Source organism: Rhizobium sp. KNZ2-6A (assembly GCF_056755475.1).
Genome location: NZ_JBNDIC010000004.1, coordinates 119886 through 135123 on the forward strand (window position 1 = coordinate 119886; position 15238 = coordinate 135123).

15 protein-coding genes are annotated in these 15238 nt (G+C 61.1%); 7 read left to right on the top strand and 8 right to left on the bottom strand.

The window, feature by feature from the left end; genetic code table 11:
• The first annotated feature begins 113 nt into the window (after positions 1-113).
• Both ACPYOP_RS04550 and ACPYOP_RS04555 read left to right on the top strand, forming a co-directional pair.
• Positions 114-2402 carry an NADP-dependent malic enzyme gene (locus ACPYOP_RS04550; protein ID WP_481409202.1) on the top strand — a complete coding sequence of 763 codons (2289 nt, stop codon included), beginning with the start codon at positions 114-116 and terminating at the stop codon, positions 2400-2402.
• Between the two features lie 68 nt (positions 2403-2470).
• The gene (locus ACPYOP_RS04555) at positions 2471-3880 is read left to right on the top strand and encodes a DUF5939 domain-containing protein (RefSeq protein WP_481409203.1); all 1410 of its coding nucleotides are present in this window, start codon (positions 2471-2473) and stop codon (positions 3878-3880) included.
• An 18-nt stretch (positions 3881-3898) separates the two neighbouring features.
• On the opposite strand, the gene olsB is transcribed toward ACPYOP_RS04555, so the two are convergent.
• From olsB to ACPYOP_RS04580, 5 genes are all read right to left on the bottom strand, one after another.
• Complete coding sequence (gene olsB / locus ACPYOP_RS04560; protein WP_481409204.1) at positions 3899-4777, bottom strand: l-ornithine N(alpha)-acyltransferase; 879 nt, start codon at positions 4775-4777, stop codon at positions 3899-3901.
• 231 nt (positions 4778-5008) lie between these two features.
• Positions 5009-7297: a hybrid sensor histidine kinase/response regulator gene (locus ACPYOP_RS04565; RefSeq protein WP_481409205.1), complete on the bottom strand. Its 2289-nt coding sequence runs from the start codon at positions 7295-7297 to the stop codon at positions 5009-5011.
• Between the two features lie 55 nt (positions 7298-7352).
• The gene (gene lspA, locus ACPYOP_RS04570; RefSeq protein ID WP_481409206.1) at positions 7353-7871 is read right to left on the bottom strand and encodes a signal peptidase II; all 519 of its coding nucleotides are present in this window, start codon (positions 7869-7871) and stop codon (positions 7353-7355) included.
• The gene (locus tag ACPYOP_RS04575) at positions 7868-8728 is read right to left on the bottom strand and encodes a TrmH family RNA methyltransferase (protein WP_481409207.1); all 861 of its coding nucleotides are present in this window, start codon (positions 8726-8728) and stop codon (positions 7868-7870) included. Before ACPYOP_RS04575 ends, lspA begins: the two co-directional genes overlap by 4 nt.
• Complete coding sequence (locus ACPYOP_RS04580) at positions 8725-9861, bottom strand: class I SAM-dependent methyltransferase (protein WP_481409318.1); 1137 nt, start codon at positions 9859-9861, stop codon at positions 8725-8727. Before ACPYOP_RS04580 ends, ACPYOP_RS04575 begins: the two co-directional genes overlap by 4 nt.
• A gap of 115 nt (positions 9862-9976) precedes the next feature.
• On the opposite strand from ACPYOP_RS04580, the gene ACPYOP_RS04585 reads away from it, so the two are divergent.
• Both ACPYOP_RS04585 and ACPYOP_RS04590 read left to right on the top strand, forming a co-directional pair.
• A complete protein-coding gene (locus ACPYOP_RS04585; RefSeq protein ID WP_481409208.1) occupies positions 9977-10429 on the top strand; it encodes an SRPBCC family protein in 453 nt (150 codons plus the stop codon).
• A 36-nt stretch (positions 10430-10465) separates the two neighbouring features.
• Positions 10466-10924 (top strand): N-acetyltransferase family protein, encoded by a 459-nt coding sequence (locus tag ACPYOP_RS04590; protein ID WP_481409209.1) that lies wholly within the window; start codon positions 10466-10468, stop codon positions 10922-10924.
• Here the strand turns inward: ACPYOP_RS04590 and ACPYOP_RS04595 are convergent.
• From ACPYOP_RS04595 to sppA, 3 genes are all read right to left on the bottom strand, one after another.
• The gene (locus tag ACPYOP_RS04595; RefSeq protein ID WP_481409210.1) at positions 10916-11248 is read right to left on the bottom strand and encodes a LapA family protein; all 333 of its coding nucleotides are present in this window, start codon (positions 11246-11248) and stop codon (positions 10916-10918) included. The genes ACPYOP_RS04590 and ACPYOP_RS04595 overlap by 9 nt on opposite strands.
• 166 nt (positions 11249-11414) lie before the next feature.
• Positions 11415-11720 (bottom strand): integration host factor subunit beta, encoded by a 306-nt coding sequence (locus ACPYOP_RS04600; RefSeq protein WP_004120746.1) that lies wholly within the window; start codon positions 11718-11720, stop codon positions 11415-11417.
• Between the two features lie 26 nt (positions 11721-11746).
• A complete protein-coding gene (gene sppA, locus ACPYOP_RS04605; protein ID WP_481409211.1) occupies positions 11747-12703 on the bottom strand; it encodes a signal peptide peptidase SppA in 957 nt (318 codons plus the stop codon).
• Positions 12704-13024: 321 nt separating this feature from the next.
• On the opposite strand from sppA, the gene lptC reads away from it, so the two are divergent.
• From lptC to lptB, 3 genes are read left to right on the top strand one after another with little or no spacing between them, the layout of a single operon-like run.
• Entirely contained in the window at positions 13025-13711 is a 687-nt protein-coding gene (lptC, locus tag ACPYOP_RS04610; protein WP_481409212.1) for an LPS export ABC transporter periplasmic protein LptC, read from the top strand.
• Positions 13708-14361 carry an LptA/OstA family protein gene (locus ACPYOP_RS04615; protein ID WP_481409213.1) on the top strand — a complete coding sequence of 218 codons (654 nt, stop codon included), beginning with the start codon at positions 13708-13710 and terminating at the stop codon, positions 14359-14361. Before lptC ends, ACPYOP_RS04615 begins: the two co-directional genes overlap by 4 nt.
• Before the next feature lie 40 nt (positions 14362-14401).
• Positions 14402-15190 carry an LPS export ABC transporter ATP-binding protein gene (gene lptB, locus ACPYOP_RS04620; protein WP_481409319.1) on the top strand — a complete coding sequence of 263 codons (789 nt, stop codon included), beginning with the start codon at positions 14402-14404 and terminating at the stop codon, positions 15188-15190.
• Positions 15191-15238: the final 48 nt, after the last annotated feature.

Here is a 15238-nt window from a genome sequence, read left to right on the forward strand (position 1 = left end):
CGGAGGTGCAGTTTTTCCAAAAAATGAGGTGCCACCCTATCCGCGCACCGCTATAGAAGACAACAGCTATCGGGCGAGAGGGACCGGTCGCCCACAGGAGGTTTGGAGGAACTATGGCTGACAGCAAGAGCAAGTCGCGTCCGGGAACGGGGATTACCGATCAGGAAGCACTCGATTTCCACAGGAACGGCCGCCCCGGCAAGCTTGAGATCAACCCGACCAAGCCGATGGCAACCCAGCGCGATCTTTCCCTTGCCTATTCGCCCGGTGTGGCTGTTCCCGTAAAAGCGATCGCGGCCGATCCGGCCACCGCCTACGATTATACCTCCCGCGGCAATATGGTCGCCGTCATCTCGAACGGAACGGCCATTCTCGGCCTCGGCAATCTCGGCGCGCTCGCCTCCAAGCCGGTCATGGAAGGCAAGGCCGTCCTCTTCAAGCGCTTCGCGGACGTCGATTCGATCGATCTCGAGATCGATACCGAGAATGTCGATGAATTCATCAATTGCGTGCGCTATCTCGGCCCTTCCTTCGGCGGCATCAATCTCGAGGACATCAAGGCACCCGACTGCTTTATCATCGAGCAGCGGCTGCGCGAACTGATGGACATCCCCGTCTTCCATGACGACCAGCATGGCACCGCCATCATCGCCGCTGCCGGCCTGATCAACGCGCTGGAATTGACGGGCCGCGACCTGAAGACCACCAAGCTTGTCTGCAACGGTGCCGGGGCTGCCGCCATTGCCTGCATCGAGCTGATCAAGGCCATGGGCTTCAACCCGGAAAACGTCATCCTTTGCGATACGAAGGGCGTGATCTATCAGGGTCGCAGCGAAGGCATGAACCAGTGGAAATCGGCGCATGCCGTCAAGACCGACAAGCGCACGCTGGCTGAAGCGATGCAGGGTGCCGACGTCGTTCTCGGCCTTTCGCAGAAGGATGCCTTCTCCGAAGAGATGATCCGCTCGATGGCGGACCGGCCGATCATCTTCGCCATGGCCAATCCCGATCCGGAAATTACGCCGGAGGAAGTCGCCCGCATCCGTGACGACGCCATCATGGCGACGGGGCGTTCCGACTATCCGAACCAGGTCAACAACGTTCTCGGCTTTCCCTATATCTTCCGCGGCGCGCTCGACGTGCGGGCCACCACCATCAATGACCAGATGAAGATTGCCGCCGTCAACGCGCTGGCAAGCCTGGCGCGCGAAGACGTGCCTGATGACGTGGTCGCCGCCTATCAGGGCGCAAGGCCGCGTTTCGGCGCGCAATATATCATCCCGGTGCCGTTCGACCCGCGCCTGATCTCGGCCATCCCGGTGGCGGTCGCCAAGGCGGCGATCGAAAGCGGCGTCGCCCGCCGCGAAATATCGGATATGGCCGCCTATGCGCGCGAACTCTCGGCCCGGCGCGATCCGATCGCCTCGACGCTGGCACAACTCTATGAGCGCGTCCGCAGACACCAGAAACGCATCGTGTTTGCCGAGGCGGAAGAAGAGCAGGTCATGCGCGCCGCCCTCTCCTATGCCAATCAGGGGCTTGGGACGGCGATCCTGCTCGGCCGCGAAGATCTGATCGAAGCCACGGCCGAACGCGCCGGCATCGATCTCAATCGCCCCGGCCTCGAAATCGTCAACGCGCGCATTTCCAAGCGCGGCGATGCCTATATCGACTATCTCTATGCCCGGCTGCAACGCCAGGGCTACCTGCACCGCGATGTGACGCGCCTGATCCACAACGACCGCAATCACTTCGCCGCCTGCATGGTGGCGCTGGGAGACGCCGACGGCATGGTGACCGGCGTGACGCGCAATTATTCGACGGCGCTCGGAGACGTGCGACGCTGCATCGACGCCAAGCCGGGGCATAGGGTGATCGGCATATCGATCGTGCTTGCCCGCGGCCGCACCGTCTTCGTCGCCGATACCGCCGTGCACGACATGCCGACGGCCGTGGAGCTCGCCGATATCGCCGAGGAAGCTGCCGGTTTTGCCCGACGCATGGGCTATGAGCCGCGTGTCGCCATGCTCGCCTATTCCACCTTCGGCCATCCCTCCGGCGAGCGCTCCGAGCGGGTGCGCGAAGCTGTCAGCATCCTCGATCACCGCCATTTGAACTTCGAATTCGACGGCGAAATGTCCGCCGACGTGGCGCTGGACCGCAAGATCATGGAGAGCCTCTATCCCTTCTCGCGGCTCTCCGGGCCGGCAAACGTTCTCGTCATGCCAGCGTTCCATTCGGCGGCGATCTCCACCAAGATGCTGCAGGAACTCGGCGGCTCCACCGTGATCGGGCCATTGCTTGTGGGCCTCGACAAGCCGGTGCAGATCACCTCCATGGGCGCCAAGGATTCCGACATCGTCAACATGGCCGCCATTGCAGCTTACGGTGCCGGCTCCTGACTTTTGGGCTGGAACGGGCGGCCGAACAATGATGATGGCTGCCCTATGAAATAGGTGTAGAATGGGGGATGACTGAAGCTCAGCCCCTGTTCGAAGCGCTGCGCCATTCAGCGCGGCCGGATATCGTCGACGCAATCGAGCGGATGGCCCTTGAGGCATCTGACCGCAAGCTCAACCGCGTGAATGCGCTCGCCTTCGCCGGCGACCATGGCTTCGACGAAGAACAAACCATCAGCGCCTTTCTGCACGCTGCGCGCCTCGGCCTGTTCGAGATGTCCTGGAATGTGCTGTGTCCGGGATGCGGCGGCGTGCTGGATGCCAATACGTCGCTGAAGACAGTTCAGAGCGAAACCTATAGCTGCACCCTGTGTGCAGCCGGCTACGAGCCGACGCTCGACGAAATGGTCGAGGTCACCTTCACCGTCAGTCCGCGCTTGCGTCACATCGCCGCCCACAGTCCGCATGATTTGTCGCCTCATGAATATTTTCGCCAGATCTACTGGAGTTCGGGCGTCGACCTTCCGGAGGACGGCTACGAAGAAAAGGTCGATGAATTCCTGTTGGAAGCCTTGGAGCTGCCGGCGGGCGAAAAGGCTGTCATATCGCTGCAGCTGCCGGCCGAATTCGTCATTATATTTGAACCGGTTACCCATAGCGCGCAATTCATCGACGTAAAGGGCGAACCAACCAAGGAACGGCAGAGCATATCGCTCGTCTTTGATCGCACGCATCAGCACCACGACACGATCGAGCTTAGACCCGGCCCGCTGCGCATCGTCATAGAGAACCACACGGAGGTCCGCACCCTGCCGTCGGTATGCATCGCCAATGACGCACTTCACACGCTGCTCGGCAATCGCCGGCCATTCCTGACCGCCAAGCGGCTGCTTTCCAACCAGACGTTCCGCGACATATACCGGACCGATACGATCGACATCAACCAGAGGCTGAAGATCGCCAGCCTCACCTTTCTCTTCACCGATCTGCGCGGTTCGACGGAACTGTATGAGCGGGTCGGCGATCTTGCGGCCTTCGATCTGGTCAAGACGCACTTCAGCATCCTGCACGAAATCGTCGGCGCGGAGGCTGGCGCGGTCGTCAAAACCATCGGCGACGCCGTCATGGCCACTTTCCCGACGCCGGACCGGGCGCTCGCCGCGGCGATGCGGATGCGCGAGGCCATGTCGAGCCTCAACGAGGAACGCGGCAACGACGATCTACTTCTGAAGATCGGCATCCACGAGGGACCATGCATTGCGGTCAGCCTGAACGAGCGGCAGGATTATTTCGGACAAACGGTCAATATCGCCTCGCGCGTGCAGCATCTGGCGACGTCGAGCGAGATATTTGCCACGGGTGCGGTGCTGGAAAATGCCCGCGCCGCCGAACTGCTGACGACGCGCGGCTTGAAACCGCAATCGCATCATGTCGCGCTGCGCGGCATCACGGATGCGATCGATATTTTTATGATCCCCTGAGACCTATCATGAGATCTTTCAGCTTGCGAAGCGACCGGCATCCGCGCCGTAATAATTGACGTAGCGGTCCGAGATGCTGGCGATCGGCAGAACGATCAGCACATCGGTCGTGTTGAAGGCGTGGTCGACAACGGCGGTGGAACCGACCATGGCACCGAGGCGCAGATAGCCCTTGATCAGCGGCGGCATCGCCATCAGCGCTTTCTTCGGATTGACGGCTTCGACCGGCATCAGGTCCATGTTGCGGGCAAGAGACGGCAAAGCACCGACCGTCCATTCGTCCTTGGCGACGACATTATGATAGAGGAAGGACAGGGCCAGCGCATGCTGCTCCGGCAGGATGCCGGGGAAAGAGGCGCAACCGATCATCGCACCCATGCCGTGCTTCAGGGCATAGGCCCAATTGCCTTGCCACAGCAATTCCACCGTGCGCTTGTTCCGGTATGCCGGCAACACGCAGGAACGGCCAAGCTCCATGAAGCGCTTGTCCGGATGGCGGGCGAGCAACGCGTCGATGTCGAATTCCGAAGAGGAATAGAAACCGCCATTGGCCATGGCTACTTCCTGGCGCAGCAGGCGATAGGTGCCGACGATCTGGTCTTCCGAATCGCCCTCGATCGAAAGGTCCAAAACCAGAAGATGGTCGCAAATGGCGTCCCAACTATCGACATCACGCTGGCGACGCATGGCGTCATCAGGCAGTTGCGCGTTCATCTCCTCGACGAAAACGCGATAGCGGACGGCCTGGGCGGCATCGATTTCGCGCGCCGTGCGGGCAAGGCGCGTTTCTAAATTTCCGATGCGTCCGAGCACATCGCTGGCAACCGGTGCAACCGGTGCCTTTGAAGACTGAACCATTTCGCCCTGAGCTTCGCGATTCAAGATTTCGATGGACATGGCGATTCTCCCCCTACGGGCCGATATAGCGCCATAAACCAAATTCGTGCGACAGGAAAGTGACACGCAGCTTTGCTAAAAGCAAGAAGTGTGCCCATTTCAATTTTCGAATGAACACGCCGTCCCCAACTTAGCAGCGGCAATTGCCATAGGTTGAGCCATATTGCCGGCCACTATCGAGCATTGATGAGCCGGCTTCCTTAACCTTCATCCGAAGATGCGTGATGATGTCTAGGCGCGTTCGAAAACCGACCTCGACAGGCCCTGCAGCGTTGCCGACAGCTTTTCGGGATCGACAGGCTTGACGATGACGGCATCGGCCCCGGCCAGCAAAGCCTGGCGGCGGACCGAGTCGCGGCTGTCTGCGGTCAACACGACGATCGGAAGCGGCGGCAAACCGTGCCGACGCTCATAGGCCCGCAATTGCGCAAGCACGGCAGCACCCGAGCCGCCGGACATATTGAGATCGGTTACCAGCACCTCCGGCCGCGCTTCGGCGTTTTCGACGCGAACGCGAAGGCCTTCGAAATCCTCGACGAGGCGAACCCTGTGACCGGCCTTGGAGAGCATGGCCCTGACCAGCATGGCATTGACCGGGTCATCCTCACCGAGCAGGATATCGAGCGTGCGATCTTCCGCCTCCGGCGTCGTTATGCCGATCTCGGAGACCGCCTCGATAAAGGCATCACGCTTTTCCATGCCACGCATGCGGCCCCTCAGCACGTCGATCAGCGACTGCTCGCGCAGCGGCCGGATCAGCCAGGCGTCGAAAAGATCGAGCGGGTGGGTATTGCGCTCCTCCGGATTGACCAGGAAGATCTTGCGCAGGCCGGGCACGGCAAGCGCAGTTCCCTCACTAAAATACCAGGGCGCCATGCGGTGGTCGACGATGAGATCCGTCCATATCCCCTCCTCGCCCATCGGGAACGAGCGCAGCAGATCGTCCATGTCGTCGGCATCGATCAGCCTGCAATGACCGCCAAGGGTCCGGATGGTCTGCGTGATTGCATCGCTTGCGGCCCCTTCGGGCGCCAGCAGCAGGACGCGCGATCCCTTGAGCATGATGTCGCGCCATTCATGTCCACTCTCCTCGGCATCCAGGCCGACCGGAAAGGAAATGATGAACTCGCTGCCCTTGCCGCGTTCGCTGGCGACGCTGAGCCTGCCGCCGAATTCGCGCAGGATGCGGGCGGAAATGGCCAGACCCAGGCCCGTGCCGGCGCTTTTTTCCACGATCGTGCCGGCCTGTTCGAACTCGCCGAAGACCCGCGCCTGTTCTTCCTCGGTCATGCCGGGGCCGCTATCCCGCACCGATATCGTCAAATCCCGTCCCCGAAGGTCGACACGGACAAGCACGCCACCGGTCTGGGTGAACTTCACGGCGTTGCCGATGACATTGAACAGGATCTGACGCAGACGGGCCGGATCGAATTCCATGCTCTCGGGGACCTTGGCCGCGACGCTCGCAGCGATTTCGATGCCCTTTTCATGGGCCCGATGGGCTAGCATCTCGATGACGCCTTCCAGCAGGGGGCGCAAAGCCTCCTTGCGCGGATGCAACTGGAAGCGGCCGACCTCGATCGTGGAGAAATCAAGCAGGTCTTCGACCAGCTGCACCAGCGCGTGACCCGACTGGCGAATGCCCGTCAGGTAATTTGCCTGCTCCAAGGTCAACGGTGTCTGGGCAAGCAGATGGTTCATGCCGAGAATGCCCGACAGCGGCGTGCGGATCTCATGGCTGACGGTGGCGAGCAGCCGCGACTTGGCCGCGCTGTTATATTCGGCCTTCAGCCGCGCATCCTCGCGCATGCGGGCGGCCTGCCGCTCTTCCGTCACGTCACGCGCGATGCTCTGGATGCACAATTGCCCCGTCGTCGGATCGCGGAACATGACATCGTGCCAGGCAAAGATGCGCCGCCCCTCGGGCGTGGCGATTTCGGCATCCTGATGTTTTGCATCGGTGACGGCACGGAATACGAGGCCTGCCTCCTCCAGCGTCAGGCCTTCCGGCTGCGGCTTGCCGGTCAATTTGCGAAAGGTGGCGTTGGCATGGAGAATCCGGCGATCGATGCTGCGTGTGACCGCGAAGTCGCCGAGCGCATCGTGGATAGTGGCAAGCAGGCCGGTGCTTTCCCTGTGTTCCCAAAGACGGTCGTGTTCGCTTTCGCTGAAATCGGCCGCGACAATTGCAGGCTTGGGCAACGCGCGACGGGCATTGACGATGCTGACGGCGGCCAGCATGAGGGCAACAAGGCCAAGAACGCCTGCGAGCGTGAAGGGACCTCCGGCAAAGCCGATCGCAAGGAAGGCCGCGCCTGCCAGGAGACCGCCGCCATTCAGCCAATGGCCCTCCAGCCACCACGCCTTCACCGACGATACCGGCTGGCGGAACGCATCCTGCAATGGCGCGATCGGTTTCTCAAGCGACGGCTCGGTTTCGGCCGCTCCTTCGATCGGTCGCGCGTGGCCGCGGATTTGGGCTGCGGCAAGCTTTTGCTGCAGATTTGCCAGAGTGCTCATGCAATCTGGCTAACACATGCAACCTTCCCGATGCCTTCAGGGATTCGCTAGAATTTTAAACTTTTGCCTTTTTCGGCATTAGAAGCTCGTCGAGAATGACGCAGCCGGCCCCGATCGTGATGAAACTATCGGCGAGATTGAATACCGCGAAAGACCATGTCTGCGTGTGGAAGAGGATATAGTCGATCACATGGCCGTAGAGGAAGCGGTCGATCAGGTTGCCAAGCGCCCCGGCGATGATCAGGGCAAAGCCCATATGGGCCAACCAGCGATGATCGGGCGTGCGGCGCCAGAGCCACAGCACGAAGGCGACGATGACGAGCCGCATGCCGACGATGAACCAGCCGTCCATGCCTGACAGCATCGAGAAGGCCACGCCGAGATTGTATGTGCGATAGAGCGCCAGCATCGGAATAACAGGCACCATCTCCTGCAGCGGCAGCCAGTGATCGACCGTGATCTTGATGGCCTGGTCGAGAATGACCGCAACCACGATGAAGATCAGGATCGGCAGGGGCCGTGAAAACAGGGCCGGCCTCGCAGTCTGCTGTTCGGTGGTCTCGCTTTCGGTCATCGGGTCTCGCTCAGGGTCAGGATATGGCGGCGGGCCTCGAACAGCATGACTGCGGTTGCAACCGCCAGATTGAGGCTGTCGGCGCGGCCGGCCTGCGGAATGCGGGCAAGCGCGTCGGCCTCTTTCGCCAGGGCATCCGGCAGGCCGGACTGCTCATTGCCCATCAGGATGACGACGGGCTTCTTCTTGTAATCGATGGTGCGATAATCGACCGCGCCAGCCAGATGGGTGGCGACGACAGCAACGCCGGCCGTCTTCTTCCAGGCCAGAAACTCCTCCGGCGTCGCCTTGACGACCGGAACGGCAAAGACGGAGCCCATGGTGGCGCGCACGGTTTCCAGCGAAAACGGATCGGTGGTCTCGCCGACGAGAATGACGCCGGAAGCGCCGGCCGCATCGGCGGTGCGGATGATGGTGCCGAGATTGCCGGGATCGCGCACGCGGTCGAGCGCCACCCAGGTCTCGCCCGCCTTCGGCTTGACATCCCTCAGCTGCTGCCAGCGCTGTTCGAAGACACCGACCACCATCTGCGGATTGTCGCGGCGGGTAATGGAGCCGATGACCTTTTCGCTGACCTCGAGCACCAGCCCGCCGGCGGCGACCGTCTTGGCGGCGACCTGCTCGACCAGCGGCTTGCCCTTGGCGGCCTTGGCATAGACCAGTGTGCGGATCGTCCAGCCGAGTTCGAGCGCGTCGATGACGAGCTTCAGGCCCTCGGCCAGGAAGGCGCCGCTTTCCTCGCGGGACTTCTTGACCGTCAGCGCCTTGATGTCCTTGACGATCGGATTGGCAAGCGAGGTAACCTCCTTGACCTGCCCGACCTTGCGTGGGCCGTCATTACGGAAATCCTGGTTCATTTCGGCACCCAGCGGCTGAAGAGAGAGGTGGAAAGCGCCCTGCCCGGCGTGCGGCCGTCAAGGCCTGCCTCGCGGATGACGAGCTCGCCGGATTCGACAGCGCCGCCGGCACCGCGCATCGTCTCGCGCATCAGCTCATGGATCGAATAGAAGCTGGCGCGGATGGAATAGGCCGTCAGCACGAGGCCGAGCGCCTTCGGCGACAGGATCTCGCGGCAGATATCGAGCATCAGCGGCAGGTGCTCGAACAGATGCCAGACCTCGCCGTTGGGGCCGCGGCCGAACTTGGGCGGGTCGGTTAGGATGATATCGTATTTGTTGCCGCGCCGTTCCTCGCGCAGGATGAACTTCATCGCATCCTCGCAGATCCAGCGGATCGGCAGCTTTTCCATGCGCCCCAGGACCTGGTTTTCGCGCGCCCAGCCGATTGCCTTCTTCGAGGCATCGACGTGGGTGACTTCCGCGCCGGCGGCGGCGGCCACCAGCGACGCGACGCCGGTATAGCCGAAGAGGTTCAGGACCTTCAGCGGCCGTTTCGCCGCCTCGACCTGCTCCTTCATCCATGCCCAGTGCACGATCTGCTCCGGGAAGACACCGACATGGCGAAAGGCAGTAAAGCGGCTGAGAAAGTCGACGCCGAGCAATTGCAGCGGCCAGGTCTCGCCGAGCGCTTCGCGTGGGAAGCGCCAGCGGCCCATGCCGTCTTCATCCGTATCTCCGGTGAAGATGGCATCGGCATTGTCCCAGACATGAGAGGCGAGCGACGGCGGCCAGAGCGCCTGCGCTTCCGGGCGGACGATGCGATAGGGACCGTATTGCTCGAGCTTCAGCCCGTTACCGCTGTCGATGAGGTGAAAATCCCCGGCACCCAGCGATTCGAGAATAACGGGCACACGTTCAGCCGGCCGCTCGCCGCTTCGCGTCATCAGCGGGCGCTCGGGCGCCGCAGGAGCGCCCGCCGCATCGGTCACCCGTTCGCCATGATCACGCGAAGGCCTGGCATCATGCGAAGGCTTGGCTGGCCTTGAAGCATACGCAGCCTTTGCCGGCGGCTTGCCGGGCATGTCGCGCCGGGGCTTTGCCCCAAGACCGCCGGCGGCCTTTTGGCCGGGGCGGTTTTCCCTGTGTTTCACCATGCTTGTCTCAAAATTGATATGTGCGTGCAAATAGCATCTGGCCGCCACTTGGCAAAGTGCTTTCCGATCTGCGATGATCCATGCACAAAATGTCACATTGGGAGGATTGCGCATGGACATGACCGGCGAGGAGCGGATCGCGGCATCCAGGGACGCGGTGTGGGCGGCACTGAACGATCCCGAAATCCTCAAACAATGCATACCCGGCTGTCAAAGCCTGGAGAGGATTTCCCCGACGGAACTGACAGCGACCGTGAAGCTGAAGATCGGCCCGGTTTCCGCCTCCTTCAATGGCGAGGTCACGCTTTCCAATATCAATGCGCCGGAGAGCTATACGATATCAGGCGAGGGAAAGGGCGGCATCGCCGGTTTCGCCAAGGGCGGGGCCGACGTCGTCCTCAAGCAAGACGGCAACGAGACGATCCTGCAATATGAGGCGAAGGCGCAGGTCGGCGGCAAGATCGCGCAGCTCGGCTCGCGGCTGGTCGATTCCAGCGCCAAAAAGCTGGCGCAGCAATTTTTTGCCGATTTCACGGCCGCGATCAACGGTCAGGCCAACGCCTGATTGCCGCGAGCACATCTGGCGCCCATATAGCCGATCATGACATCGAAATCCGAGAGCTGGGCTGTCCGGCCCGCACGCGAACAAGACATGGGGGACCTCGCGGAAATCTATCTCCGCGTCCGCCGCGAGACATTCCGATGGGTCGATCCCGGCCGCTTCAGTCTCGAGGACTTCGCCGTTCATACGAATGGCGAGCGCCTGTTCGTCTGCGAAGACGAAAACGGCGTGGTTGCAGGCTTTGCCGCAGTGTGGGAGCCCGACGATTTCATCCACATGCTCTACATCCTGCCGGCCTTCCAGGGGCGCGGCGCCGGCAAAGCCCTGCTCGCCGCTCTGCCGGACTGGCCTACACGCCGCTATCGGCTGAAATGCCTGGTCAAAAACACGCATGCCATGACCTTCTATCGAAGACTCGGCTTTGCGATCATCGGCGACGGCGCCTCGCCCGAGGGCGACTACAAGGAGATGCGGCTTGACGGCGGCCCGTTATTTTGACGGAAGCTGGCCGGCGATCTCTTCAGCACGCGTGCGGTGCTTGTCGGCCTCCGCTTGCCAGCGGACCGCCTCCCGAGACTGACTGCGGGCACGCTTGCGGTGCTTTCCCTGATTGAACCAGGTCACCGCGGCACCGACGACCATGCCGAGGATCAGAGCGACAAACAGCAGGGCGAACAGAGGCGCATTCAGCGACAGGACCTGATCGTCCGGCCGGAACGGGTTGAGAGCCAGCGTCACGGATTGCCGGTTGGCAACGCAGAATATGATGAGGATGATGCCGAGCGGCAGCAATATCAGCAGATTGACGATCTTCTTGGCCATTGCGCAGCTCCTTTATCCGCAGCCATGGATGCCCGCACCCTGGCCGCCTTCAGCCGCAGAATAGAAAAGAGGCGGCTGAATTCAAGTGCCACCGCGTCGCGGCACAATCATGTCCGACGCTATTTCATCAGAGCATTTTCGGGAAAGCTCGGCGCGATCGGGCCGATCAGTTATCGTCTTCCTCGTCGCCGGCGCCCGGATTCAGGCGCTCGCGCAGTTCCTTGCCCGTCTTGAAGAAGGGAACCCATTTTTCCTCGACGAAGACCGTATCGCCGGTGCGCGGGTTGCGGCCGGAGCGCGAAGGCCGGTTCTTGACGGAAAAAGCGCCAAAGCCGCGAAGCTCAACCCGGTTTCCCGCAGCGAGTGCATCTGTGATCTCATCCAAGACGGCATTGACGATATTTTCGACGTCGCGGTGATAGAGATGCGGGTTGCGGGCGGCAACAATCTGCACCAGTTCCGACTTAATCACAGCTATCCCCTTAAATCATTGATTTATCAATTGGCTGCACCCTGCCAAACAGAAAGCAGGCCGTCAAGAAACAACTTATCGGTCATGATTTTCTGGAGAGCTCCTCCTTTTACAAAATCATCATAACCAAGACGATTTAGCAACCAGGAAGCGGCACCCGGCCAAAAGAAGGACGACGTTCTGTCTTCCGGCTTCCAATCGACGATCGGCAGGTCCTTCTTGACCTTGCGCGTTTCGAGATAGGCGAGGATTTCGTCCTCGCCGCCGAGCGTATCGATCAGCTTGTTCTGCAGCGCCTGCCGCCCGGTGAAGATGCTGCCGTCGGCAAGCTTCAGCACCTCCTCGCGCGGCAGCTTGCGGCGGTCCGCGACGATATCCACGAACCAGCCGTAGCTGTCCATGACCATGTTGCGGATCATGCTCTTGGCCTCTTCGCTTGCCGGATGGAAGGGCGAAGGCTCGGCCTTCAGCGGCGCCGACTTGATCTCGTCGAGGGAAACGCCGACCTTGTCGAGCAGATCCTTGACCTGCGGATACTGGAAGATGACGCCGATCGACCCGGTGATCGAGGTATCGCCGGCAACGATATCGTCGCCGGCACTCGCGATCATATAGCCGGCCGAGGCAGCGACCGTGCGAATGTCCGATACGACGGGCTTCTTGGCGGCGACGGCGCGGATCGCCTTGAAGATGCGCTCGCCGCCATAGGTGGTGCCGCCGGGCGACGAGATCGAGACGATCAGCGCCTTGACCTGGTCATTGTCGCGGATCTTCTTCAGCCGTTCGAGGAGCTCCGGATCGTCCTGAATAAGCCCGGAAATCTTGACGCGGGCAATTTGCGGGCCGCGGGTGTCGGGGAGGTCTCCGGCGACGAAGCGATAGAGCGCGAAGCCGAGCCCCACAAAGAGCAAAACGGCAACAATGCGCCAAAAACCAAGCTTACGACGCAATTGTCGCCGATCCGCGATTGCAGAACTGTCCATCACGCCTTATTTCTCCCTGCAATAAATCGAATGCGCTACGAACCGGACAATGACACCTTGAAACGGGCACAATCCTCAGAGAAAAGCGTTTCCCGTTCTCCATGTCGTCTGCGGGAGGCCGCTCTGCCGTTCATCAGATAGGACATTGCCCGACCTGATGAAACGGGCCAATCGGATATTTTTCTGCCGAAATTCCTCGGCTGCGGAAAAAAATCCATATTGGCAAGCCTGTGCAATAATGCGAAACGATCCGATGGGCTTTTGGCGCAGCCTCGCATTAGCGTGAATGCGGTTCCCGGATCAAAAAGACGGACCTGTTGCATGCTCAATACGATCGAGACTCCCGGCGAGGCAATCCGCCCGGTGCCGGAACGGAATGTGTATAAGGACGCAATGTTCCACTCTGCGCGCGTGAAGCGGCTGAGGGTATTGCTGCCGCTTGCCGCCGTCATCGTCTCGCTCATCTTCATCACGGTCTCGTTGATCCGCGCCTATCTGCCGGCTGACATACAGATCGAGAGTGCCAGGATCGAGGACGGCAAGGTGGTCATGGAGCGTCCCGCCATCGCCGGCCGTAACAAGGACGGCATCAATTATTCCCTGCTGGCGGAGAAAGCGCTGCAGGATATCAAGAATCCGAACATGATCACGCTCAAGGCCATCAAGGCATCCATGCCCGTCAATACCGACGTGATCGCCCATGTGACGGCCCAGAGCGCGGATTTCGATCGCCAGGCCGACACGCTGAAGCTGACCGAGCCGTTCGTCGTCCAGATGGACAATGGCTTGCGCGCGGAGTTCAAGACCGCGTTCCTCGATGTGAAGAAAGGCGACCTGTCCAGCCAGGATGAGGTTGCAATCCAGCGAGGTGGCATGTCGGTTGTTGCGCGTTCGCTCAAGATGACGGATAAGGGGAGCGTAATCGAATTCGACGGGCAGGTTCGGATGCATATCGAACCGTCCGCTCTCCACAATTCAGCTAGCGAACAGAAGCCGGGCGGTTCATGATAAAGTATTGGCCAAACTCAATTTTCAACTCCGGCCTGCGCAAGGCGGGTCTTCTTGGCGCCTTCAGCGCGCTCGCCTTCTTCGCAGCCGCGGAAGCAGGTGCGCAGTCGACGACCAGCTCGATGCCGGGCCTTGCTCTTTCCAGCGATCAGCCGATCCAGATCGAAAGCGACAAGCTGGAAATCCACGATCAGGAAAGCCAGGCCGTGTTCACCGGCAACGTCAAGGTCGTTCAGGGCACCACGACGATGCAGGCGGGCAAGATGACGGTCTTCTACAAGAAGAAGCAGCCGGCAGATGCCAAGCAGGCCGACAATCCTGTCGCCAAGGCCGCCAAGGAGCAGAACCAGTCGCTGGTGTCAGGCGATGCCAACATCGACCATATTCTGGTCACCGACAAGGTTTACCTCGTTTCCGGCACGCAGACAGCAACGGCGGAGGACGGCTCCTTCGACATGGCCAACCAGCTTGCCATCCTCAAGGGCAAGAAAGTGGTTCTGACGGACGGACCGAACGTTTTCACCGGCTGCCAGCTCACCGTGCACATGGCGACGGGCGAAGCGCAGCTGGATTCCTGCGGAGGCCGCGTTCAGATCCAGCTCGATCCGAAGTCGCAGCAAGTGCAGCAGCAGCAACAAAAGAAAAATTGATACCGGCCCTCTCGTGACCACATCGACCACCACTTCCACTTTGCCCGGCGTGCCCGGGCCGTCTTCCGCGGCATCGGGCGCACCGGCCACGGATAAGGCACGCTATAAGGGCACCCTGATAGCGCGGGGCCTCACCAAAACCTACGGCAGGCGGCGCGTCGTCAACGGCGTTTCGCTGGTGGTACGGCGCGGCGAAGCCGTCGGCCTGCTCGGGCCGAACGGCGCCGGCAAGACGACGTGTTTCTACATGATCACCGGTCTGGTGCCGGTCGATGAGGGCACGATCGAGATCGACGGCAATAATGTCACGTCGATGCCGATGTACCGCCGCGCGCGGCTCGGCGTCGGCTACCTGCCGCAGGAAGCCTCGATCTTCCGTGGCCTGACGGTGGAGCAAAACATTCGCGCCGTGCTCGAAGTCCACGAAAAGGACAAGACGAAGCGGGAGCGCAAGATCGACGAACTGCTGGAGGAATTCCACATTCGCAATCTGCGCACCGTGCCGGCCATCGCGCTTTCGGGCGGTGAGCGGCGGCGCCTTGAAATCGCCCGCGCCCTGGCGACCGACCCGACCTTCATGCTGCTCGACGAGCCTTTCGCCGGCGTCGACCCGATCTCGGTCGCCGACATCCAGAACCTCGTGCATCACCTGACGGCACGCGGCATCGGCGTGTTGATTACCGACCACAATGTCCGCGAGACGCTCGGCCTGATCGACCGTGCCTATATCATCCATGCGGGTGAGGTGCTGACCCATGGCAGGGCGAACGATATCGTCAGCAATCCCGAAGTACGCAAGCTCTATCTCGGTGATAATTTCAGCCTATGATAGGCTGAAATTCCATCCCTTCATCCACTAATATTACCGGACGCCGGC